Here is a 23,800-nt window from a genome sequence, read left to right as displayed (position 1 = left end):
CGCAGGCCGGACGATCCCGAGGAGCGTTGGTGTGATCAAGTCAGTGGTCATTGTTGGCGGTGGCACGGCGGGCTGGATGACAGCCACGTACCTGAAGGAGGCGTTCGGCGACCGCGTCGAGGTGACGCTGGTGGAGTCCAAGCGCGTCGGCACGATCGGCGTCGGCGAGGCCACGTTCTCGACGGTGCGGCACTTCTTCGACTACCTCGGCCTCGACGAGCGCGAGTGGATGCCGGAGTGCTCGGCCTCCTACAAGCTCGCGATCCGGTTCCAGGACTGGCGCCGCAAGGGCCACCACTTCTACCACCCCTTCGAGCGGCTGCGCGTCGCGGACGGCTTCACCCTGGCCGACTGGTGGTTGCAGCTCGGTGATCGCGGCGAGGACTTCGACCGCCAGATCTACCTCACGCCGACGATGTGCGAGAACAACCTCTCGCCGCGCCTGCTCGACGGATCGCTGTTCGTGTCCAACCTGGACGGTTCGCTCGGACGGTCCACTTTGGACGAACAGCGCGCGCAGTTCCCCTACGCCTACCACTTCGACGCCGACCTGCTCGCCAAGTTCCTGGCGAAGTTCGGCGCCGAGCGCGGCGTCAAGCACGTGATCGACGACGTGGTGGAGATCGGTCAGGACGCGCGCGGGTGGGTCAGCCACGTCAAGACCCGCGAGTGCGGCGACCTGAACGGTGACCTCTTCGTCGACTGCACGGGCTTCCGGGGCGTGCTGATCAACCAGACGCTGGGCGAGCAGTTCGAGTCCTTCCAGGACGTTCTGCCGAACAACCGCGCGGTGGCGCTGCGGGTGCCGCGCGAGGGCGAGCTGGCCAAGACGATGCAGCCCTACACCACGGCGACCGCGATGGACGCGGGGTGGATCTGGACGATCCCGCTGCACCAGCGCAACGGCCACGGCTACGTGTACTCCGACGAGTTCTGCTCGCCGGAGGAGGCCGAGCGCACGCTGCGCGAGAAGGTCGCCCCGGGCCGCGATGACCTGGAGGCCAACCACATCCGCATGCGCATCGGCCGCAACCAGCGCTCGTGGGTGAACAACGTGGTGGCGATCGGCCTGTCCTCGGGCTTCGTCGAGCCGCTGGAGTCCACCGGCATCTTCTTCATCCAGCACGGGATCGAGCAGCTGGTGAAGCACTTCCCCGACGAGCACTGGGACCCGGGCCTGGCCGATGCCTACAACACCAAGGTCGCCCACGTCATCGACGGTGTGAAGGAGTTCCTGGTCCTGCACTACCGGGCCACCGAGCGCGACGACACCCCGTACTGGAAGGAGACCAAGATCCGGGCGATCCCCTCGGGCCTGGCTCCCCGGCTGGAGCACGCGCGCTCGCTGCTCATCGACGAGTCCGCGATGTACCCGCACTACCACGGCTTCGAGTCCTACTCGTGGATCACGATGACCCTCGGGCTCGGCCTCGAACCGCAGCGCCCCCGCCCCGCGCTCGCGCACGTCGACCCGGCCAACGCCAGGGCCGAGCTCGCGCGGCTGGCGGCGGAGGCCCAGGAGCTGGTGGAGAACCTGCCCACCTGCTACGAGTACATCGACTCGATCAACGGCTGAGCCGTGACAGCCGCACCGGTCTCCCGCGACGTCACGGCGGTCCAGGGCTTCCGCGACCTGATGAGCGCCTTCCCCACCGGCGTCTCGGTCATCACCGCGCTCGACGCCGACGGCGCGCCGCACGGGATGACGTGCACGTCGCTGACCAGCGTCGCGGCCGACCCTCCGACGCTGCTGGTGTGCCTCAACCTGCGCAGCGGCACGCTCGCGGCGGTGCGGGACAGCGGCGGCTTCGCGGTGAACCTGTTGCACACCAACGGAAAGCGCGCGGCGGAGCTGTTCTCCTCGGCTGCGCCGGAGCGCTTCACCCGCCTGCCGTGGCGGCCGTCGGCCGAGGTCGGCGCGCCACTGCTGGTCGAGGACGCCTTCGCCACCGCCGAATGCGTCGTCGCCGGACTGCACGTCGTGGAGGACCACGCGATCGTCATCGGCAAGGTCGTCGACGTCGGCCAGCGCGAGGACGATCCGCTGCTCTACGGCTTCCGGAGCTTCTCCTCCTGGGAGCGCTGACAGAAGGGCTGGGGCCTGGCGCCTCAGCCCTTCGCCGCGTCGTAGGCCTTGCGCGCTTCCATCACCTCGGGCAGCCGCTCCTCGACGAACTCGACGAGCGCGAACACCTTCTCCGCGGTCTCCGCGCCGAGCGGGGTCAGGCTGTACTCGACCTTCGGCGGGATCACCGGCTGGGCCTCGCGGCGCACGAAACCGTCGCGCTCCAACGCTTGCAGCGTCTGCGACAGCATCTTCTCGCTGATCCCGTCGACCTTGCGGCGCAGTGCGTTGAACCGGAACGTGCCCTCGGTCAGCGCCACCATCGCCAGGATTCCCCAGCGCCCGGTGACGTGCTCCAGCGCGTCCCGCGACGGGCACGCCCGGTCGAAGACGTCGGCGAGCAGCTGCTGGTGGGCGTCCATGCCCATGACAGTACCCCGCACGCAGCACAACCGAATGTGACAGTACTAACTACCAGTTGGCGCTAACCAAAAGTTAGTACAAGCTCGTTGGTGAGCGCGGGGACGGCCCGCGCCGCACGGCGAGGAGACCTCTCATGATCGTCATCACCGGAGCCACCGGCGGGCTCGGCGCACTGGTCGTCGAGTCCCTGCTCCAGCGCGTCCCCGCCGACCAGGTCGTCGCCGCCGTCCGCAGCCCGGAGAAGGCGCAGGAGCTCGGCGTCCAGGCGCGCGCGGCCGACTACGGCGACCCGGCGAGCCTGGAACGGGCCTTCGCCGGCGCCGACGTGGTCCTGCTGATCTCCGGCAACGAGTTCGGCAAGCGCGCCGAGCAGCACACCAACGCGATCAAGGCCGCCGTGAAGGCGGGCGTCCGCAGGCTCGTCTACACCAGCGCCCCGTTCGCGGACTCGGGCCGGATGGCGCTCGCCGAGGAGCACAAGGCCACCGAGGAGGCCCTGCTCGCGTCCGGGCTGACCTACACGATCCTGCGCAACGGCTGGTACCACGAGAACTACGCGCACGACATCGCCGGCGCGGTCGAGTCCGGCGAGATCAGCGGCAGTGCGGGCGAGGGCCGCGTGTCCAGTGCCGCGCGCTCCGACTACGCCGAGGCCGCGGCGGTCGTGCTGACCACGGACGGCCACGACGACAAGATCTACGAGCTCTCCGGCGACACCGCCTGGTCCTTCGCGGAGCTGACCCACGAGATCGCCCGCGTGTCAGGCAAGCCGGTGGCCTACCGCAACCTCACCACCGAGGAGCACATCGCGCGGCTGACCGGCGCGGGCTTCCCGGAGCCGGTCGCGGCGGTGTTCGCCGACGTGGACGCCAACATCGCCAAGGGCGGGGTCCTCGACCACACCCCTGGCGTGCTGAGCGCGCTCATCGGCCACCCGACGCGACCGGTCACCGACTACATCGCCGACCTGCTCAAGAAGTAGTAGCTCAGAGCGCGGCGGTCGTGCCCTCGGCCAGCTCCGCCTCGGCGGCGAGGCGCTTGCCGATGGTCCGCAGCCTGATCCCGACCAGTGTGAGCACGATGCCCCACAGCAGCGCGAAGGCCGCGATCGTGACGACCAGCGCGATCGCGCCTTCGCCGGGGCTGATGAACAGCGCCAGGCCGAGCGCGAGGGACAGGCCGCCGCTGACGAACAGCAGCCACTCCCTGGCGAGGACCTTCCGCAGCCGCCACGCGACACCGATCTGGAGCACGCCCGCCAGCACCGACCACGCCGCGATCACGTAGAGCAACGTGAGCGCGGTGATCTCCGGAAGGGTCACCGCCACGATGCCCGCCACCAGGCTCACCACGCCGAGCAGCCCGGTCATCGCCCGGTCGGCGGAGGGCGCCACCTTGTCGGCGAGCGCCACCGCGACGGCCACAACGCCGTCGACGAACGCGTAGACGCCGAACAGTGTCACCAGCGCCAACACCGTGATGCCGGGCCAGGCGAGCGCGACGACCCCGAACAGGATCGCGGCCACCCCGCGCACGACCACGAGCCACCATCGACGCAGCAGGAAATCACCCATGCGCTCATGGTCAACCCGGAGTGCTACCGCTGCCACTCGGAGTGCTCACCCCACCAGGGGAGAGCTGTCAGTCGGGCGGCGGTGTCGACCCATGCGTGATCACGCATACCGTTGGTGCTTCCGGGGCTCCCACGAGCGTGGAGGTACGCAATGGAAGAGATGTCGGCCGCCGGCGGCTGCAGCTGCTGCAGCACCTGCACGGGTCCTGGCTGTGGTTGCTGCGGCGGCTGCTAGCCACTGACGCGGCTGGACCGCGAAGAGACACGGTGTGCCCGTCGGCCTTCTACGGCGGGCACACCGTCGCGTTCGCGGGCATCTTCCCGTCCACCAGGTAGTCCTTCAGCGCGGTCGCAACGCACCCGCTGCCGGTCAGCGCTCCGTGCCCGTTGCTCTGCCAGGTCACCAGCGACGCCCCGGGCAGCTGCTCCGCGGTCCGCTTCGTGCCCTCCGGCGGGGTCATCGGGTCCGTCGCGGTCGTGAGCACCACCATCGGCCCGGCGTTGGCCCCCCGCACCGGCGGCAGTGGCTGGCTCGGCACCGGCCACGGTCCGCACCACATCAGCCGCTGGCTGAACACCGGCCCGAACAGCGGGCTCTTCGCGCCCCACTCCTTGATCAGCTGCGCCGCGCGGTCCGGCGGGATGCGCACCGTGGTGTCGTTGCACGCGGTGATCATCGACCCGTCGAAGCGCGCGCCCACCGTGCTCTTGTTCTTGATCACGGGCGCCAGCAGCGCCGCGACCGGCCCGGCGTCGCCCGAGGCGGCCTTGGCCAGCGCGTCACCGAGCGCGGGCCACGACGAGCGCTCGCCCAGTGACTCCGTCAGCGCGAACATCACCGAGCCGCCGGTCACCGCGAGCCCGTCCGAGCTGGTCAGCGACTTCTCGGCGAGCTTGGCGACCAGGTCGTTCACCGACTTCTTCGGATCCGAGCCCAGCGAGCAGCCCCGCTTGACGCAGTCGTCTGCGAACTCCGAGAACGTCGCCTCCGTCGCCGCGGCCCTCGCCTGCGCCAGCCCGATCCCGTCCGAGGTCGGATCGGGGGAGCCGTCCAGCACGAACCGCCCCGCCTTGTCGCCGTAGCGCTCGGCGTAGACGGTCAGCACGCGCGAGCCCTCGCCGCTGCCGAGCGCGTGCAGGTGCCGCATGCCCAGCAGCTCGCGGACCTTCTCCAGGTCCGACGCCGTGCGCCAGGTGTCGTTCGCGGGCAGCTGCTCGTCCAAGTCGAGCATGCACTCCTGCGAGGCCTCCCGCGCGACCTCCAACAGCTCGTTGATCTTCGTCGAGTCCTTGGCCGTCGGGTCGAAGCCGATCAGCCGCTGCCGGATCGACTCCGGGACGCACTGGAGGTGCTCGGACTCGCCGGTGCCCCGCCGGTCGACGCCGACGAGGGAGAAGGTGCCCATCACCTCCGGCCCCAGCTGCTGCGCCAACCGCGCCGCGAACAACGTGCCGGGCTCGCCGTTGACGTCGTTGACCACGACCAGCGGCACCGGCCCGGTCCCGGCCTTCAGCACCGCGATCCGCGTCGTGCCCCGGCCCGGCCTGCTCGGCGAGTCCAAGGTGTTGCTGACCCGCGCGCACTCGAAGCGCATCGCCGTCCCCGCCGCCGCGCCGAGCCGGAACCGCGTCTGGCTCGTGCAGTCCGACCAGCTCAGCTTCGCGCCCTCCGGAGCACCCAGCGGCCGCACCGCCGCGGGCGGGGGCTTGCCGGGCGTGGGAGCGACCACGGGCGGGGCGTCCCCGTCGTGCACGACCGCGGGCCTGTTCGACGGCCCCACCGTGCACGCGGCGCCGATCGTCGCCACCACCAGCGCGACCGCCGTGGCGCCGAAAGCGGCCCTACCTCGTGGCACGCCAAACCCCCTCGCTCCGCGAAACCCACGCAGCCTTTCACGCCCCCCGTGAACCCCAGGTGAGCGCCCCCACCCCCACCGCGTACGTGCTCAACGACTCGTTCAGTCCGCCCAAGCCCTGAACGACCCGTTTGGTGCGCTGAGGGAGCTGAACGGGTCGTTTGGTGCGCTCAACTCCCTGAATGACCCGTTCAGCGCGTTGAAGTACCCGAACGACCCATTGGGGGCGCTCAACTCCCTGAATGACTCATTCAGGGAGTTCGGCCACCGCTCAGATCTGGTCCATGGCGCGGTAGATCCGCTTGTCGGAGACGGGGTACGGCGTGCCCAGCGTCTGCGCGAAGTAGCTGACCCGCAGCTCCTCGATCATCCACCGCACCCGCCGCACCTCCGGGAGATCCGAGCCGACCTCGGCGACGAGTTCGCGGTACTCCTGCTCCACCGCGTGCACGGCGCGCATGGAGTCCCGGTCCCGCTCGGCGTTGGTGCTCAGCTTCGCGATCCGCTGCTCGATCGCCTTGAGGTAGCGGGGAAGCTGCGGCAGCTGAGCCGATCCGGTCGCCGCCACGAAGTCCGGACCGACCAAAGTGGACAGTTGCGCGCGGATGTCCGCGAGCGCGGCACGGGAAGCGGGGAAGTCGGGCGCGTCGGACAGCGCGCGCTGCACGGCCTGCCACTCGGCGACGACCTGCTGCACGTGCCCGAGCACGTCCATCATCACGTTGCCCAGCTCCGCGCGGACCTTGTGCCGCAACGCCCCGAAGCCCTCGGCGTTCCACGCGGGACCACCGGCCCCGGCGACGAGGTGGTCGACCGCGCACGCCGCGCAGTCGGCAAGCAGCGCGCCGACCCCGCCGTGCGGACTGGAGCTCAACGTCAGCTTGGCCTGGTTGGACAGCCGCCCGTGCACGAGCTTGATCGGCGACGGCGCCCCGAGCAGCAGCAACCGCCGAGTGCCGAGCCACATCGCGCGCCGCTGCTCGTCCTCGGTCTCGAACATCCGCACCGCGACGCTCGTCCCGGAATCGACCAGCGCCGGGTAGGCGGTGACCGCGTAGCCCGCGCGCTGCTGCGTGAACGTCCTCGGCAGCTCGCCGATGGTCCAGTCGGTGAGCCCGCTGCGCTCCACCGCGTTGCCCGCCGTGGACAGCTCGCGCTGCACCTTCGACTTCAGCTTCCCCTTGAGCGCGGTGAGGTCCTTGTGCTCGGCGACCTTGGCGCCCTTCTCGTCGACCACCCGGAAAGTGATCTTGAGATGGTCGCCGACCTTGTCCAGCTCCCACGCGTCCGGCGCCACCGCGACCCCGCCCAGCGCCTGCAACTGCGTCTCCAGCTCGGCGAGCAGCAGCGCGTTCGACGGTTTCAGCCGCGCCAGCAACGCGTTCACGTAGTCCGGAACCGGGACGAAGTTGCGCCGCAACGCCTTCGGAAGCGACTTCAGCAGCGCGGTCAGCAGGTCCTTGCGCAGACCGGGAACCTGCCAGCTGAACGGCTCCGGCTCCAGCTGGTTGAGCGCGGCGACCGGCACGTGCACGGTAACGCCGTCCGCGTCGGTTCCCGGCTCGAACTGGTAGGTCAGCTTCAGCCGCAGATCGCCGTAGTGCCACTCGTCGGGGTAGTCGGCGTCGCTGACCCCGCCGACCCGCTCGTTGATCAGCATCGAGCGGTCGAAGGTCAGCAGGTCCGGCTGCTCCCGCCGGGTCTTCTTCCACCAGGTGTCGAAGTGCCGCGCGGAGATCGCCTCGGCGCCGACCCGCTTGTCGTAGAACTCGAAGAGCGTCTCGTCGTCGACGACGATGTCCCGCCGCCGCGCCCGGTGCTCCAGCTCCTCGACCTCGGCGAGCAGTTCCCGGTTGGTGTGGAAGAACTTGTGGCCGGTCTCCCAGTCGCCCTCGACCAGCGCGTGCCGGATGAACAGCTCGCGGCACAGCTCCGGGTCGACCTTGCCGTAGTTGACCTTGCGCCCGGCCACGATCGGGATGCCGTAGAGCGTGACCCGCTCCAGCGCCATCACCGCGCCCTGCTTGCGCTCCCAGTGCGGCTCGCTGTAGTTGCGCTTGACCAGGTGCCCGGCCAGCTTCTCGATCCACTCCGGCTCGATCTTCGCCGCGACCCTGCCCCACAGCCGCGTGGTCTCGACCAGCTCGGCCGCCATCACCCACCTCGGCTGCTTCTTGAACAGCGCCGAGCCGGGGAAGATGGAGAACTTCGCGTTGCGCGCGCCGAAGTACTCGTTCTTGGCCGGGTCCTTCATGCCCACGTGCGAGAGCAGGCCCGCCAGCAGCGCGGTGTGCACCTTCAGCGGATCGGCGGGCTCGGTGTTGAGCGTGATGCCGAGCTGCTTGGCCACCTGGCGCAGCTGGCTGTCGATGTCCTGCCACTCCCGCACCCGCAGGTAGTTCAGGAACTCCGCCTTGCACAGCTTGCGGAACCTGTTGGAGGACAAGGCTTTCTGCTGCTCACGCAGGTAGTTCCACAGGTTCAGGTAGGTGACGAAGTCCGAGTCCTTGTCGCGGAAGCGCGCGTGCTGCTGCGCCGCCGCCTCCTGCTTCTCCACCGGCCGCTCGCGCGGGTCCTGAATGGACAGAGCAGCCGCGATGATCATGACCTCGCGCGCGCAGCCGTTGTCCTCCGCCTCCAGCACCATCCGGCCCAGACGCGGGTCGACGGGCAGCTGAGCGAGCTTGCGCCCGATCGGCGTGAGCTGCTTCTCCTTGGCGTCCAAGGCGTTCAGCTCCTGCAACAGCTGCACGCCGTCGGAGATGTTGCGCTTGTCCGGCGGCTCCAGGAACGGGAATCCGGCGATGTCGCCGAGGCCGATCGAGGTCATCTGCAGGATCACCGAGGCGAGGTTCGTGCGCAGGATCTCCGGCTCGGTGAACTCCGGGCGCCCCTCGAAGTCCTCCTCGGAGAACAACCGGATGCAGATGCCCTCCGACACACGGCCGCAACGGCCCTTGCGCTGGTTCGCCGAAGCCTGCGAGATCGCCTCGATCGGCAGCCGCTGCACCTTCAACCGGTGGCTGTACCGGGAGATCCGCGCGGTACCCGGGTCCACCACGTACTTGATGCCCGGCACCGTCAGCGAGGTCTCCGCGACGTTGGTCGCCAGCACCACGCGGCGCCCCCGGTGCGCCTGGAACACGCGGTGCTGCTCGGCGGCGGACAACCGCGCGTACAGCGGCAGCACCTCGGTGTCGCGCAGGTCGAGCTTCTCCAGCGCCTCCGCGGTGTCCCGGATCTCGCGCTCACCGCTGAGGAACACGAGCACGTCGCCCGGCCCCTCCAGCGACAGCTCCTCGACCGCCTCGCAGATGCCCTGGATCTGGTCGAGGTCCTCCGCCTCCGGCGCGTCCGGGTCGGACAGCGGCCGGTAGCGGACCTCGACCGGGTAGGTCCGGCCCGAGACCTCCACGATCGGAGCGTCGCTGAAGTGTCGCGAGAAGCGCTCCGGGTCGATCGTCGCCGAGGTGATGACGACCTTGAGGTCCGGGCGGCGCGGCAGCAGCTGCTTCAGGTAGCCCAGGATGAAGTCGATGTTGAGGCTGCGCTCGTGCGCCTCGTCGATGATCAGCGTGTCGTACTGGTGCAGCTGCCGGTCGTTCTGCAGCTCCGCCAGCAGGATGCCGTCGGTCATCAGCTTGACCAGCGTGGTGTCGCTGCCCTGGTCGGTGAAGCGGACCTTGTAGCCCACGACGTCGCCGACCTCGCCGCCCAGCTCCTCGGCGACCCGCTCCGAGACCGTGCGCGCGGCGATCCGGCGCGGCTGCGTGTGCCCGATCAGCCCCCGCACCCCGCGCCCGAGCTCCAGGCAGATCTTCGGGATCTGGGTGGTCTTGCCGGAGCCGGTCTCCCCGGCCACGATCACCACCTGGTGGTCCCGGATCGCCTCCAGGATCTCGTCCTTGCGCTGGCTGACCGGCAGCTGCTCCGGGTAGGAGATCTTCGGGACCGCCGCGCGCCGCTGGGCGACGCGCAGTTCGGCCTTCTCCACTTCGGCGGAGAGGCGTTCGACCAGCCCCTGGCGGTCCTTGGCCCGGCGGGCCCCGTCGAGTCGACGGCGCAGGCGGCGCTCGTCGCGGAGCATCACCTCGGAAAGACGATCTGCCAGGGCTGTCAGCGGAGACTTCGTGACCGGTGTTCCCATCGCGACACCAGGTTATCTCTCCTCCGCTCCCCAATTTCCGCTAGTCCGCCGCGCGGACCTCGCCGGAGAGCACCGAGGGCAGGTCGTAGCGCGCGGGCTGCTCCAGCTGGTCGTAGCCGCAGGAGGCCGCGTCCCGGTCCGGCCGCCACCGCGCGAACTGCCCGTTGTGCCGCAGCCGCGCGGGGTGCGCGCCCTCGGTCTGGCTGTAGGAGATCTCCAGCACGCGCTCCGGCCGCAACGGCTCCCACGCCTGCTCGCCCTTGCGCCAGCGGTTCTCCCCGCCCGGCAGCCTGCGGTCGGTGTGCTCGCCCAGCCACGGGTGCCCGTCGGCCGCGCCCTCCCGCAGCTCCGCCAGTTCCTCCACCAGCTCCCGCCGCCGCGCCATCGTGAACGAGCCGACCACGCCGACGTGGTGCAGCACGCCCCGCTCGTCGTGCAGGCCCAGCAGCAGCGACCCCACCGCCTCGCCCGGCTCCGCCTTCACGTGCCACCGGAACCCCGCCACCACGCAGTCCGCCGTCCGGGCGTGCTTGATCTTGCTCAGCACGCGTTTGCCGGGGGAGTAGGCCGCGTCCGCCGGTTTGCCGATCAGCCCGTCCAGCCCCGCGCCCTCGAACAGCGTGAACCACTCGCGGGCCGTCGCCGGATCGTCGGTGACCGGCGTGATGTGCACCCGCTCGCCCTGCGGCAGCACCTCCTCCAGCCGCTCGCGCCGCGCGCTGAACGGCTGGTCCAGCAGGTTCTCGTCGCCGACCGCCAGCAGGTCGAAACCAATGAACCGCGCGGGCGTTTGTTCGCTGAGCAGGGTGATGCGGCTCTTCGCCGGGTGGATGCGCTCCGTCAGCGCGTCGAAGTCCAGCTCCCCGTCGCGCTCGATCACCAGCTCCCCGTCCACCACGATCCGCTCGGGGAGTTCGGCCAGCAGCGCCGCGCACATCTCCGGGAAGTAGCGCGCCAGGTCCTTGCCGTTGCGCGACTGGAGGTACACCTCGTCGCCGTCCCGGAACACGATGCACCGGAACCCGTCCCACTTCGGCTCGTACCAGAGGCCGTCCCGGTCCGAGACCGCGTTGACGGGGCTGGCCAGCATGGGCAGGACCGGGGGAGTCAACGGCAGCGCCATAGCCGCGCATTCTCACAGCTCACCCCGACATCCGCAGCCGCTCACCGCACTCCACGACCGCTCACCGCACCCAGGGTTCGCCAGTCTTCAAGTACCCCCAACCCCACCCCCGGCGGTCTCCAACCGCCCCAAACCCCATCCGCGCCCCCGCACTCCGACCCGCCCCCCAACACGTTGGAAAGCCCTGAACGACCCGTTCAGTGCGCTCAACGCACCAAACGACCCGTTCAGTGCGTTGAAGTACCCGAACGGTCCGTTCATCGCGCCCAAGTACCTGAAAGACCCATTGGGGACGCTGAAGTACCCGAAGGACCCATTGAGGACGCTCAAGTACCTCAATGACCCTTTCAGTGCGCATGCCGCCACCACGGAACAGAGCGGCGCCGCGCCCCCTGGCGAACGACTTTCTCCAACCAGGCACAACGCCGCGCACCCACCCGCCAAGAGCACGCAGACAGTACTCAAAGAGCCCGCAAAAGCCCTGCTCACAGGCCCGCGTCGACCACATCCCGGTAGTTGTCCACACGACACCAAGTTGTCCACAGCGTGCGCCGAAGTCGATCTCCGAAGGGGGCGGGGCTGGGATACTGGGACCGGGGACGCCCCCCTGGGAGGGCGGGGGCTGGAAAAAATAAGGAATAAGGAATAAGGAATAAGGAGTTGGCGAGCGCGATCAGCGTGGCTCAGCCCGACAAGCCTCAGCCCGACAAACCTCGGCCGGGAAAGAACGAGCCGAGAACGAGCCGGGACAGCGCGAGGACCAGACGCGTGGGGCGGGAACGCCGTGGCAGCGACGCCCCACCCCACGCTCGATCAGCGGTCCGTCAGAACTGGTCCGCCAGCAGCCAGCGGAGGCTCCGCGCGGCCAGCAGCTTGTTCGGCAGGGCCCGGATCAGGCCGGGGATCAGCTTGGCGCTGCGCTCCATGTCGTCGGGGCCCTGCGCGCCCTGACCGATCGCCCTGCGCGCCACCGCCGCCACCCAGTCGACCTCGTTGCCCAGGTCCCCGGCGGCGTCGACGACGTCGAGGGGGCGCTCCAGCGCACCGCCCGCCGCGCGGTAACCACCGATGACCTGGCGCAGCGTCTCGCGCACGGGGCCGTCGTCCTGGTTCCACCCGGACACCGACAGCGCGCAACCGGCCAGGTCCTCGCGCGGCACCTTCGCCGCGGCCATGTCCCAGTCGACCAGCACCGGGCCCGTCGCGGCGACCAGCACGTTCTTCGCGCGCAGGTCGGCGTGGGTGAGCAGGTCGGGCAGCCAGCGGGTCGCGGCGATCTGGGTGAGGTCGTAGATCTCCTCGACGACCGGGGCCAGCGCGGACAACTCGCCCGCCCACTCGGCGCCCGCGTCCTTGGACAGGTCCACCAGGTCCTGCCAGCGCGTCGCCTCGGTGGTGCCGGTGGGCGGGAACGCCCAGCGCGGTTCGGCGGGCATGGCCAGCGAGTGCAGCGCGGCCAGCGTGCGCCCGGCCCAGTTGCCGACGACGCCGTCGATGGGCTGGCTGATCGAGCGGCCGTTCACCCATCGGTGCACTCGCACGGTCGCGGGCGGCGCGTCCTCAACGGGGACCTCGGCCACCACACCGCCGCTGGGCGGGGGCACGGGCTCGGGCATCCGGATCCGAGCGCCCCACGCGGCCAGCTCCAGCCGCCACGCCGCCTGCAACCACGGCATCCACTCCGGGTTGTCCTGGCGGTTCATCTCCTTGACCGCGTACGACCCGCGATCGGTGTCCAGTCGCCACATCCGGTGGACGTGGCCGCCGGGAACGGCACGGAGCTGGGCGCGGGCCTGACCGAGTCCGAAGACCTCCGCCACGTCCTGTGCCTGCAGCGTGCTCATACGTCGCCCACCAGCGGCACACAACTGCGGCCTGGATGGGCTGGCGTAACTCTGGGTAATCATCTTCTCGGCATTCTTGGTCACCGCCGCCTTGGCGAGGGTTGCGCGGATGAGGCCTGACGTGGCCGTGGTGAGTGGTTCTCTCCTCCTGACCAGGGGGCCGCCGGTGGTCCTGGATACCCCGCCACCGTGGTTCCAGCCCTCGGCGCTGGTGGTCGCCGCGGGCCGTTCGAGGCCAAAACTAAGCGAGCTCTTCGGCCGAACGGCCGCTCACGGGGGGCCGTGCGCCGAATAGACGGTGAGCATCGGTGGTCGCCCACGACAGTTCGGCCGAACGTAAGAAACGTGACCGCGCGTCGCCCAGAGGTCGCTGAACGGCGGCAGCCGGACGCGCCGAACGGTCGAGAGGTTTAGGCGGATCAGTGAGACCCAGGCCACATCCCGGTTACCGCGCGTGAAATCGCTTGAGTGAAATTGCATCGCGACGCATAATCATGCGTATGCCACTTCGGGTCGCGGTCGCCGGTGCGAGCGGGTATGCGGGCGGGGAGCTGCTGCGGCTGCTCCTCGGGCATCCCGAGGTCGAGATCGGCGCGCTCACGGCGGGCGGCAACGCGGGCACGCCGCTCGGCGCGCACCAACCGCATCTTGCCCCGCTCGCCGATCGCACGCTGGTCGAGACGACGGTCGAGCAGCTGGCCGGTCACGACGTCGTCTTCCTCGCCCTGCCGCACGGGCACTCCGCCGAGATCGCCGCGCGCCTCGGCCAGGACGTGCTCGTCGTGGACTGCGGCGCCGACTACCGCTTGGCCGACCCGGCCGCGTGGCAGCGCTGGTACGGCGGCGAGCACGCCGGGACCTGGCCGTACGGGTTGCCGGAGCTGCCGGGCAACCGCGACAAGCTGCGCGGAGCGCGCCGGATCGCCGTCCCCGGTTGCTACCCCACCGTCACCTCGATCGCGCTCGCCCCGGCGCTGGCGGCCGGACTGATCACCCCGGAGGTGGTCGTCGTCGCGGCCTCCGGCACCTCCGGCGCGGGCAAGAGCCTCAAGCCCAACCTGCTCGGCTCCGAGGTCATGGGCTCGGTCAGCACCTACGCGGTCGGCGGCGCCCACCGGCACACCCCGGAGATGACGCAGAACCTCTCCGCCGTCGCGGGTCGCCCGGTCTCCGTCTCCTTCACGCCGCTGCTCGTCCCGATGTCGCGCGGCATCCTCGCCACCTGCTCCGCCCCGCTCGCGGAGGGCGCCTCCGGCGTGCGCGAGGTCTACCAGGCCTTCTGCGCCGACGAGCCCTTCGTCCACCTGCTCCCCGAAGGCAGCTGGCCCGCCACCTCCTCCACGCTCGGCGCGAACACCGTCCACCTCCAGGTCACCGTCGACGCCGACGCGGGCCGCCTTGTCGTGGTCGGCGCCGAGGACAACCTGACCAAGGGCACCGCCGGCGGAGCCGTGCAGTGCATGAACATCGCACTCGACCTGCCGGAGACCACCGGCCTGCCCACCGTGGGAGTCGCACCGTGATGACCAGTCGCACTTCCGGCGCCACCGCCGCGTCCGGCTTCCGTGCCGCGGGCATCCACGCGGGCATCAAGTCCTCCGGCAAGAAGGACCTCGCGCTCGTCGTCAACGACGGCCCGCTCGACGTCGCGGCGGGCGTGTTCACCACCAACAAGGTCAAGGCCGCGCCCGTCCTCTGGTCGCAGCAGGTGCTCACGCAGCACCGCGTGCGCGCCGTCGTGCTCAACTCGGGCTGCGCCAACGCGTGCACCGGCCCGGAGGGCTTCCAGGACACCCACGCCACCGCGGAGAAGGTGGCCGAGGTCCTGGGCTGCGGAGCCGGGGAGATCGCGGTCTGTTCCACCGGCCTGATCGGCGAGCGCATCCCGATGGACGCGCTCCTGCCCGGCGTCGACACCGTGTCCGCCGCGCTCGCCAACACCGACGAAGCCGGGATCGACGCGGCCACAGCGGTGATGACCACCGACAGCGTCCCCAAGTACGCGGAGCTGAGCCACCAGGGCTTCACGGTCGGCGGCTTCGCCAAGGGCGCGGGCATGTGCGCCCCCAACATGGCCACGATGCTCAGCGTCATCACCACCGACGCCGTGATCGATGCCGAGCTCGCCGACGCCGCACTGCGCGCGGCCGTGGGCACGACCTTCAACCGCCTCACCGTCGACAGCTCCACCTCCACCAACGACACCGTGCTGCTGCTGGCGTCCGGAGCCTCCGGGGTCACGCCGACCGCAGACGAGTTCACCGCCGCGCTGACCGGGGTGTGCCTGGACCTCGTGCGCCAGCTCCAGGCCGACGCTGAGGGCGTCACCAAGCTCGTCAGCATCACCGTCTCCGGCGCGACCGACGACACCGACGCCGAGCGCGTCGCCCGCTCGGTCGCTGACGACCCGCTGGTCAAGACAGCGTTCTTCGGCTCCGACCCGAACTGGGGCCGGATCGCCATGGCCGTGGGCAAGGCGGACGCGGCGGTCGACCCGGACCGCCTGGACATCACCCTCAACGGCGTCAAGGTCTGCGCGGGCGGAGTGCGCGGCGAAGACCGTTCGCTCGCTGACCTCAGCGGCAAGGAGATCACGGTGCTCGTCGGGCTCGGCCTCGGCGCGGGCAGCGCGACCTTGCTCAGCACCGACCTCTCGCACGCCTACGTCGAAGAGAACTCGGCGTACTCGTCGTGAACGTCAAGGTGGCGGCGGACAAGGCCGCGGTTCTCATCGAAGCCCTGCCGTGGCTCCAACGGTTCCACGGCGCGATCGTCGTCGTGAAGTACGGCGGCAACGCCATGATCGACGACGAGCTGAAGCGGGCGTTCGCGGAGGACATGGTCTTCCTGCGCACCGCAGGACTGCACCCGGTCGTCGTGCACGGCGGCGGCCCGCAGATCAGCGCGATGCTCAACCGCCTCGGCATCCCCGGCGAGTTCCAGGGCGGCCTGCGCGTCACCACGCCCGAGACCATGGACGTGGTCCGCATGGTGCTCGTCGGCCAGGTCGGGCGCGAGCTCGTCGGCCTGATCAACAAGCACGGTCCGCACGCGATCGGCATGTCCGGCGAGGACGCGAACCTCTTCACCGCCCAGCGCCGCACCGCCACCGTGGACGGCGAAGCGGTCGACATCGGCCTGGTCGGCGACGTGGTCTCGGTGAACCCGGACGCGGTGCTCGACATCATCCAGGCCGGGCGCATCCCGGTGGTCTCCAGCGTCGCCCCGGACCCGGAAGGCGTGGTGCACAACGTCAACGCCGACACCGCGGCGGCCGCGCTGGCCATCGCGCTCAAGGCGGAGAAGCTCGTCGTGCTCACCGACGTCGAGGGCGTCTACGCCGACTGGCCGGACAAGTCCTCGCTGATCGACAGCATCGACGCCGCCGCGCTCGAAGGCCTGCTGCCGAGCCTGGCCAGCGGCATGGTGCCGAAGATGGAGGCTTGCCTGCGCGCGGTGCGCGGCGGGGTCCCCAGCGCGCACGTGATCGACGGCAGGCTCGCGCACTCGGTCCTGCTCGAAGTCTTCACCAGCTCAGGAATCGGAACGATGGTCGTGCCAGAAGGGGAGGAGCAGCAGTGATCGCCTCGAACCAGGAGGGCGGGCAGCGCTGGCGCTCCGCCCTGATGGACAACTACGGCACCCCGCGGCTCACGCTGACCAGGGGAGAGGGCTCCTACGTCTGGGACGCCGACGGCAAGCGCTACCTGGACCTGCTCTCCGGCATCGCGGTCAACTCGCTCGGCCACGCCCACCCGGCGATCGTGCAGGCCGTGACCGAGCAGATCTCCACCCTCGGCCACGTCTCGAACTTCTTCTCCGCCGGCCCCACCGTCGAGCTCGCCGAGCGCCTGCTGGACCTGCTCGGCGTGCACGGCAACGGCAAGGTGATGTTCTGCAACTCCGGAGCCGAGGCCAACGAAGCGGCCTTCAAGATGTCCCGCCTCACCGGCCGCACCAAGATCGTCGCGACCGAGGGCGGTTTCCACGGCCGCACCATGGGCGCGCTCGCGCTGACCGGCCAGCCCGCCAAGCGCGACCCGTTCAAGCCGCTCCCGGACACCGTCGTGCACGTGCCCTTCGGCGACACGGCCGCGCTTGAGTCCATTGTGGACGGTGAAACCGCCGCGCTGGTCATCGAGCCGGTGCAGGGCGAGAACGGCGTGATCGTCCCGCCGGAGGGCTACCTGCACGCGGCGCGCGAGATCACCGCACGGCACGGGGCGCTGCTCGTGATCGACGAGGTGCAGACCGGGATCGGCCGCACCGGCAGCTGGTTCGCCTTCCAGCGCGCGGGAATCGTGCCCGACGTCGTCACCATCGCCAAGGGCGTCGCGGGCGGGCTGCCGCTCGGCGTGTGCGTCGGCATCGGCGCGGCGGCCGACCTGCTCGGCCCCGGCCAGCACGGCACCACCTTCGGCGGCAACCCGGTGTGCTGCGCGGCCGCGCTCGCGGTCCTGCGCACCATCACCGAAGAAGGACTGTGCGAGCACGCCGCCGCGCTGGGCAAGGACATCGCGGCGGGCATCGAGGAGCTGGAGCACCCGCTCGTGCGCGGTGTGCGCGGAGCCGGACTGCTGCTCGGCGTCACGCTCAACCAGCCGGTCTCCGCCGCCGTCGCCACCGCCGCGCGCGAAGCGGGCTTCCTGATCAACAACGTGCAGCCGGACACGATCCGGTTGGCGCCGCCGCTGATCCTGACCGACGACGAGGCCGCGAGCTTCGTCACCGCACTGCCCGCACTGCTGGACACCGCGAACGAGGAGACCCAGTGAGCTTGCGCCACTTCCTGCGCGACGACGACCTCAGCCCGGACGAACAGCTGGCCGTGCTCGACGTCGCCGCCGAGCTGAAGGCCGCGCCGCAGGGCCGCACCCCGCTCGCCGGGCCCAAGGGCGTCGCGGTGATCTTCGAGAAGAACTCCACCCGCACCCGGCTGTCCTTCGAGGTCGGCATCGCCCAGCTCGGCGGCCACCCGGTCATCGTGGACGGCCGCACCATGCAGCTCGGCCGCGAGGAGACCATCGAGGACACCGCGCGCGTGCTCTCGCGCTACGTCGACATGGTGGTGTGGCGGACCTTCGCGCACGCCCGCATCGAGGCGATGGCCGGCGCCGCGACCGTCCCGGTGATCAACGCGCTGACCGACGAGTTCCACCCGTGCCAGGTGCTCGCCGACCTCCAGACCATCCGCGAGCGCTTCGGCAAGCTCTCCGGGCTCACGCTGACCTACCTCGGCGACGGCGCCAACAACATGGCGCACTCGCTGCTGCTGGGCGGCGTCACCGCGGGCATCAACGTCCGCATCGGCGCCCCGAACGGTTTCCAGCCGCTGTCCTGGATCTACGACGCGGCCAAGCAGCGCGCGGCCGAGACCGGCGCGACCGTCGAGATCGTGCACGACCCGAAGGCCGCCGTCGACGGAGCGGACGTGCTGGTCACCGACACCTGGACCTCCATGGGCCAGGAGAACGACGGCAAGGACCGCGTCGGCCCGTTCCGCCCCTTCCAGGTGAACGAAGCCCTGCTCGCCGCCACCGGGACCGACTCGATCGTGCTGCACTGCCTGCCCGCGCACCGCGGCTGGGAGATCACCGACGAGGTGCTCGACGGCCCGGCCAGCGCGGTCTGGGACGAGGCCGAGAACCGGCTGCACGCGCAGAAGGCGCTGATGACCTGGCTGATCCAGGAAGGAAGTCGCGGATGAGCTTCGACGTGAGCCACCCGCGCGCCGCCGCCGCGGCCACCAGGGCGGCCCGCCAGGCGCGCATCGTGGAGCTGGTCCGCCAGCTCTCCATCCGCAGCCAGACCGAACTGGCCAAGATCCTCAGCGCCGAGGGCATCGACGTCACCCAGGCGACGCTGTCCCGCGACCTCGACGAGCTCGGCGCGGTCAAGCTGCGCGGGGCCGACGGCGGCGCCCCCGTCTACGTCATCCCCGAGGACGGCAGCCCCGTCCGCGGCATGGAGGGCGGCACCTCGCGGCTGACCAGGCTGCTCGGCGAGCTGCTGGTCTCCACCGACCACTCCGCCAACCTAGCCGTGCTGCGCACCCCGCCCGGCGCCGCGCAGTTCCTGGCCGGAGCCGTGGACCGCGCCGCGCTCAACGACGTCGTCGGCACCATCGCCGGCGACGACACGATCATGGTGATCGCCCGCGAACCCGTCTCCGGCGCGGAGCTGGCCGAGCGGTTCATGGCGATGGCCGGGCACCGGGAAAGCGAATGAGCGCCGAGTTCCTGCGCGCGATCCAGGCCAACGCCTTCGGCGCGCCGCTGGGCGGGGCGTGGGAGCGCGAGCAGGAGGCGGCCGACCCGCTGGAGGTGGTGATCACCTTCGACCAGGGCGTTCCCGTCGCGCTCGACCGCGAGACGCTGAGCGTCCTCGAAGCCCTCCAGGAGCTGAACCGCCGCGCGGGCGGGCTCGGCGCGCTCGCGCTGACCACCGCCCACCAGGCGCTGGAGAGCATCACCCTGGAGAGCGACCTGCTCGGCTTCAAGGCGGAGGTCGACCGGCGCTGGGCCGAAGTTGTCCACGACCTCGTCCAGAACGGACAGATGGGCTCGCCGCTCAAGCAGGCGCTGGACACCTTCATCGCCAGCTCGCAGTCGCGGGTCAGCGGAGAGGTCCGGCTCCACCTCGGCGAGGGCCGCGCCCTGGTCACCGGACGGCGCTGCGAGACGTCGCTCTACGATCTCCACCAGGCCCTGGCCAGGGATTTCCGGGGCCACACGAAGGATTTGCAGAAGGGGTACGCGTGACTGAGCAGCAATCGGCACAGCTCTGGGGCGGGAGGTTCGCGTCCGGTCCGGCCGACGGCATGGCAGCGCTGAGCGTCTCGACCCACTTCGACTGGCGGCTGGCGCCCTACGACATCGCCGGATCGCGCGCCCACGCCCGCGTCCTGCACCGCGCGGGCCTGCTCTCCGCCGACGAGCTGGACCGCATGCTGGCCGCGCTCGACACCCTGGACGCCGACGTGGCCTCCGGTGCGTTCGCGCCCAGCCCCGACGACGAGGACGTGCACACCGCACTGGAGCGCGGCCTGCTGGAGCGCGCGGGCACCGAGCTCGGCGGCAAGCTGCGCGCCGGCCGCTCGCGCAACGACCAGATCGCCACGCTCTTCCGGATGTGGCTGCGCGACGCCGCCCGCCGGATCGCCGCGGGCACCATCGACGTCGTCGACGCCCTCGTCGCCCAGGCCAGCACCCACCCCGGCGCCGTCATGCCCGGCCGCACCCACCTCCAGCACGCCCAGCCCGTGCTGCTCGCGCACCACCTGCTCGCCCACGGGCAGAGCCTGCTGCGCGACGTGGAGCGGCTGCGCGACTGGGACCGCCGCACCGCCGTCTCGCCCTACGGCTCCGGCGCGCTCGCCGGCTCCTCGCTCGGCCTCGACCCGGCCGCCGTCGCCACCGAACTGGGCTTCGACGCCCCGGTGGAGAACTCCATCGACGGCACCGCGTCGCGGGACTTCGCCGCGGAGATCGCCTTCTGCCTGGCCATGCTCGGCGTGAACCTCTCCAGGGTCTCCGAGGAAGTGATCATCTGGACCACCGCGGAGTTCGGCTACGCCAAGCTCGACGACGCGTGGGCCACCGGCAGCTCGATCATGCCGCAGAAGAAGAACCCCGACGTCGCCGAGCTGGCGCGGGGCAAGAGCGGCAGGCTGATCGGCAACCTGACCGGCCTGCTCGGCACGCTCAAGGGCCTGCCGCTGGCCTACAACCGGGACCTCCAGGAGGACAAGGAGCCGCTGTTCGACTCCGTCGCCCAGCTGGAGCTGCTGCTCCCGGCCATGGCGGGGATGCTCGGCACGCTCACCTTCGACACCGACCGGATGGCCGAGCTGGCCCCAGCGGGCTTCACCCTGGCCACCGACATCGCGGAGTGGTTGGTGCGCAACGGAGTCCCGTTCCGCGTCGCCCACGAGGCCGCCGGTGAGTGCGTCCGCCGCGCCGAGGCCAAGGACATCGGCCTCGAAGAGCTGACCGACGCCGAGCTGGCCGAGGTCAACCCGAACCTCACCCCGAAGGTCCGCGAGGTCCTGACCGTCGAGGGCTCTATCTCCTCCCGCGACGCCTACGGCGGCACAGCGCCCGCCAGGGTCGCCGAACAGCTCGACCGGCTCGTCGCGCGGCTCAGCCCGCACCGCGACTGGGCCAAGTAAGATCTGGGCCAAGTGACGACGAGGACCCCCTTCCTGCCGGGAGGGGGTCCTCTCGCAGTGCCGGACCGCCTTGTCAGACCCATGCGGGAGAGTGACCGGGTGACCCTGATCCGACGCGAAGCCCTGGCGATCGACCCCGTGCCCGCCTCCCGCCTGCTGCTCGGCAGCGTCCTCGAAGCCGACACCCCGGACGGCCCCATCGGCGTGAAGCTCGTGGAGGTCGAGGCCTACCGCGGCGGCGACGACCCCGCTTCCCATTGCTACCGCGGCCAAACCGCGCGCAACGCCGTCATGTTCGGGCCGGCCGGTCACCTCTACGTGTACTTCGTCTACGGAATGCACTTCTGCGCCAACGTCGTCAGCCTGCACGACGGCGAACCCGGCGCCGTTCTCGTCCGCGCTGGCGAGGTCGTCACCGGCATCGACCTCGCCCGACGCAGACGCCCGAACGCGCGCAACGACAGCGAACTGGCCAAGGGCCCCGCGCGGCTGTGCTCGGTGCTCGGGCTGACCCGCGAGCAGAACGGCATCGACCTCACCGACCCGTCCTCCCCGGTCCGCCTGCTCGCCGCCGACCCGGACGAGCAGGCCGAGGTGGTCAGCGGACCGCGCGTCGGCGTCGCCAACGCCGTCGACGTGCCGTGGCGCTTCTGGCTCGCGGGCTCGCCCGCCGTCAGCGCCTACCGCAGGGGAGCCAAGCGCCGCCCTGCCTGACAAGTGCTTTGACCAGGTGGGCGACAATGGGCGGCGTGAGTGAGCACATTCTCGACGAGCTGACCTGGCGCGGCCTGATCGCGCAGTCCACCAACCTCGACGCCCTGCGCGAGGACCTCGACAACGGCCCGCTCACCCTCTATGCCGGTTTCGACCCGACCGCGCCCAGCCTGCACGCGGGCAACATGATCCCGCTGCTCGGCCTGCGCCGCTTCCAGCGCGCCGGGCACCGGCCCATCGTGCTGGCAGGCGGCGCCACGGGCATGATCGGCGACCCCCGTGACACCGAGGAGCGCTCGCTCAACCCCCTGGACACCGTCGCCGAGTGGACCGAGCGCATCCGCGGCCAGCTGGAGCGCTTCGTCGACTTCGACGACTCGCCGACCGGCGCCCTCGTGGAGAACAACCTGACCTGGACCCAGTCGATGCCGGTCACGACGTTCCTGCGCGACGTCGGCAAGCACTTCTCGGTGAACGTGATGCTCGGCAGGGAGACGGTGAAGCGCCGCCTCGACGGCGAGGGCATGTCCTACACCGAGTTCAGCTACCTGCTGCTGCAGTCCAACGACTACGTCGAGCTGTACCGCAAGCACGGCTGCAAGCTCCAGATCGGCGGCGCCGACCAGTGGGGCAACATCGTCGGCGGCGTCGAACTGGTCAGGAAGGTCGAGCGGGGCTCCGCGCACGCGCTGACGCTCCCGCTGGTCACTGACGCCGAGGGCCGCAAGTTCGGCAAGTCCACGGGCGGCGGCAGCGTCTGGCTCGACCCGGAGATGACCTCGCCCTACGCCTGGTACCAGTACTTCGTGAACGTCCAGGACGCCGACGCGCTGAAGTACCTGCGGATGTTCACCTTCCTGGACCGCGACGAGATCGCCGAGATCGAGCTGACCACCTCGGAGAAGCCGCAGCTGAGGGCGGCGCAGCGCAAGCTCGCCGAGGAGTTCACGACGCTGGTGCACGGAGCGGACGAGACGCGCAGGGTGATCGCGGCCAGCCAGGCGCTGTTCGGTCGCGGGGAGATCCGCGAACTGGACGCCGCCACGCTGAAGGCGGCCATGTCCGAGGCCCCGACCGGCGAGGTCCGCCTCGCCGACGAGCCGACCATCGTCGATCTGCTGGTCGCCTCCGGTCTTTCTCCCAGCAAGGGGGCCGCGCGGCGCACGGTCAACGAGGGCGGCGCGTACGTGAACAACCAGAAGATCGCCGACGAGGCGTGGCAGCCGAGCAGGGACGACCTGCTGCACGGTGAGTGGCTGGTGCTGCGTCGTGGCAAGCGTCACACGGCCGGGGTGCTGGTCGCCCCGTAGTCCCGACCGGCCCCGACGATCACCGCGGCGCCCGTCGCGAACCGCTGACCTGCGGATTCGCCACGGGCGCCGCTCTCGTTCACGGGGTCGACCAGGCGATTTGACTTCGGATCAAGCGCTGCGTAACTTTCTCCAGGCCAGCGCGGCACGGACCACTTCGGACCGGGCCCCTGCAGGTAGGACCCGCGAACCAAGCTCCCATCGCACGGTGGTAGAGTGGGCGGCCTGCTCATCGGGAACAACACACTGCCTGACAAAACCCGCCTGGGTGCGGTGCGTCGCTGGCGTGTGCTCCCACCTGTACTGAAGTGAATATTTTCCGATGGTGGTTTCACCATGTCCGGAACGGTTTTCCTTATTGTGGAAAAGCGGGGTTGGACCCCGATTTGACACCGGGAAAGCACCCCGGATAAGGTTCCACCGAGCACCACAACCGAATCGGAAATCGGCGACAGTCCCCGGAAACGCGGATTTGACACCGAAAACGCGGTTCGGATAAGCTTCAATCACAACGACATGAACGAGAGCCCCGGACAGGGAATCGCTAAGATTCTCGGGATGGTGTGCGTGTGTTC

At 70.4% G+C, this 23,800-nt stretch carries 19 protein-coding genes; 13 read left to right on the top strand and 6 right to left on the bottom strand.

All coding sequences use genetic code 11. The features are described 5' to 3' along the window. Positions 1-31: 31 nt before the first annotated feature. On the top strand, positions 32-1,576 hold the full coding sequence (locus tag ABD798_RS28000; RefSeq protein WP_344881080.1) for a tryptophan halogenase family protein: 1,545 nt from the start codon (positions 32-34) through the stop codon (positions 1,574-1,576). Positions 1,577-1,579: 3 nt separating this feature from the next. After that, positions 1,580-2,086, top strand: coding sequence for a flavin reductase family protein (locus tag ABD798_RS27995; protein ID WP_344881077.1), 507 nt, complete (start codon positions 1,580-1,582; stop codon positions 2,084-2,086). A gap of 23 nt (positions 2,087-2,109) precedes the next feature. Here the strand turns inward: ABD798_RS27995 and ABD798_RS27990 are convergent, their stop codons facing one another. Next, positions 2,110-2,493, bottom strand: coding sequence for a winged helix-turn-helix transcriptional regulator (locus tag ABD798_RS27990; RefSeq protein ID WP_344883588.1), 384 nt, complete (start codon positions 2,491-2,493; stop codon positions 2,110-2,112). Positions 2,494-2,621: 128 nt separating this feature from the next. Here ABD798_RS27990 and ABD798_RS27985 point away from each other — a divergent pair, with 128 nt between their 5' ends. Next, complete coding sequence (locus tag ABD798_RS27985) at positions 2,622-3,470, top strand: SDR family oxidoreductase (RefSeq protein WP_344881074.1); 849 nt, start codon at positions 2,622-2,624, stop codon at positions 3,468-3,470. Positions 3,471-3,474: 4 nt separating this feature from the next. On the opposite strand, the gene ABD798_RS27980 is transcribed toward ABD798_RS27985, so the two are convergent. The 5 genes from ABD798_RS27980 to ABD798_RS27960 form a co-directional block, all read right to left on the bottom strand. Further along, entirely contained in the window at positions 3,475-4,062 is a 588-nt protein-coding gene (locus ABD798_RS27980) for an HdeD family acid-resistance protein (RefSeq protein ID WP_344881071.1), read from the bottom strand. A 283-nt stretch (positions 4,063-4,345) separates the two neighbouring features. After that, positions 4,346-5,917, bottom strand: a complete 1,572-nt coding sequence (locus tag ABD798_RS27975; RefSeq protein ID WP_344881068.1) for an alpha/beta hydrolase — start codon at positions 5,915-5,917, stop codon at positions 4,346-4,348. A gap of 271 nt (positions 5,918-6,188) precedes the next feature. Then, positions 6,189-10,064 carry an ATP-dependent RNA helicase HrpA gene (gene hrpA, locus ABD798_RS27970; RefSeq protein WP_344881065.1) on the bottom strand — a complete coding sequence of 1,292 codons (3,876 nt, stop codon included), beginning with the start codon at positions 10,062-10,064 and terminating at the stop codon, positions 6,189-6,191. A gap of 40 nt (positions 10,065-10,104) precedes the next feature. After that, positions 10,105-11,187, bottom strand: coding sequence for an ATP-dependent DNA ligase (locus ABD798_RS27965; protein ID WP_344881062.1), 1,083 nt, complete (start codon positions 11,185-11,187; stop codon positions 10,105-10,107). An 824-nt stretch (positions 11,188-12,011) separates the two neighbouring features. After that, a complete protein-coding gene (locus tag ABD798_RS27960; RefSeq protein ID WP_344881059.1) occupies positions 12,012-13,031 on the bottom strand; it encodes a phosphotransferase in 1,020 nt (339 codons plus the stop codon). A gap of 500 nt (positions 13,032-13,531) precedes the next feature. Between ABD798_RS27960 and argC the strand changes: the two genes are divergently transcribed. The 10 genes from argC to tyrS all read left to right on the top strand — a co-directional run bounded on the left by argC (position 13,532) and on the right by tyrS (position 23,225). After that, positions 13,532-14,554, top strand: coding sequence for an N-acetyl-gamma-glutamyl-phosphate reductase (gene argC, locus ABD798_RS27955; RefSeq protein ID WP_344881056.1), 1,023 nt, complete (start codon positions 13,532-13,534; stop codon positions 14,552-14,554). After that, complete coding sequence (gene argJ / locus ABD798_RS27950) at positions 14,554-15,726, top strand: bifunctional glutamate N-acetyltransferase/amino-acid acetyltransferase ArgJ (protein ID WP_344881053.1); 1,173 nt, start codon at positions 14,554-14,556, stop codon at positions 15,724-15,726. Before argC ends, argJ begins: the two co-directional genes overlap by 1 nt. After that, positions 15,723-16,613 (top strand): acetylglutamate kinase, encoded by an 891-nt coding sequence (gene argB / locus ABD798_RS27945; protein ID WP_344881050.1) that lies wholly within the window; start codon positions 15,723-15,725, stop codon positions 16,611-16,613. Before argJ ends, argB begins: the two co-directional genes overlap by 4 nt. Then, positions 16,613-17,806 carry an acetylornithine transaminase gene (locus ABD798_RS27940; RefSeq protein WP_344883585.1) on the top strand — a complete coding sequence of 398 codons (1,194 nt, stop codon included), beginning with the start codon at positions 16,613-16,615 and terminating at the stop codon, positions 17,804-17,806. The genes argB and ABD798_RS27940 overlap by 1 nt, the downstream gene beginning before the upstream one ends. Continuing rightward, complete coding sequence (gene argF / locus ABD798_RS27935; protein ID WP_344881047.1) at positions 17,803-18,738, top strand: ornithine carbamoyltransferase; 936 nt, start codon at positions 17,803-17,805, stop codon at positions 18,736-18,738. The genes ABD798_RS27940 and argF overlap by 4 nt, the downstream gene beginning before the upstream one ends. After that, entirely contained in the window at positions 18,735-19,259 is a 525-nt protein-coding gene (locus ABD798_RS27930; RefSeq protein ID WP_344881044.1) for an arginine repressor, read from the top strand. The genes argF and ABD798_RS27930 overlap by 4 nt, the downstream gene beginning before the upstream one ends. Beyond that, entirely contained in the window at positions 19,256-19,792 is a 537-nt protein-coding gene (locus ABD798_RS27925) for an adenine nucleotide alpha hydrolase family protein (RefSeq protein WP_344881041.1), read from the top strand. Before ABD798_RS27930 ends, ABD798_RS27925 begins: the two co-directional genes overlap by 4 nt. Beyond that, entirely contained in the window at positions 19,789-21,201 is a 1,413-nt protein-coding gene (argH, locus tag ABD798_RS27920) for an argininosuccinate lyase (RefSeq protein ID WP_344881038.1), read from the top strand. Before ABD798_RS27925 ends, argH begins: the two co-directional genes overlap by 4 nt. Before the next feature lie 105 nt (positions 21,202-21,306). After that, a complete protein-coding gene (locus ABD798_RS27915; protein WP_425549304.1) occupies positions 21,307-21,915 on the top strand; it encodes a DNA-3-methyladenine glycosylase in 609 nt (202 codons plus the stop codon). A 35-nt stretch (positions 21,916-21,950) separates the two neighbouring features. Next, positions 21,951-23,225, top strand: coding sequence for a tyrosine--tRNA ligase (gene tyrS / locus ABD798_RS27910; RefSeq protein ID WP_344881030.1), 1,275 nt, complete (start codon positions 21,951-21,953; stop codon positions 23,223-23,225). The last annotated feature ends 575 nt before the right edge of the window (positions 23,226-23,800 follow it).

The sequence above is a fragment of the Allokutzneria multivorans genome (assembly GCF_039537405.1).
GTDB lineage: Bacteria > Actinomycetota > Actinomycetes > Mycobacteriales > Pseudonocardiaceae > Allokutzneria > Allokutzneria multivorans.
The sequence above is the reverse complement of the archived record's forward strand: the minus strand, read 5'-3'. Positions and strand labels throughout refer to the sequence as shown.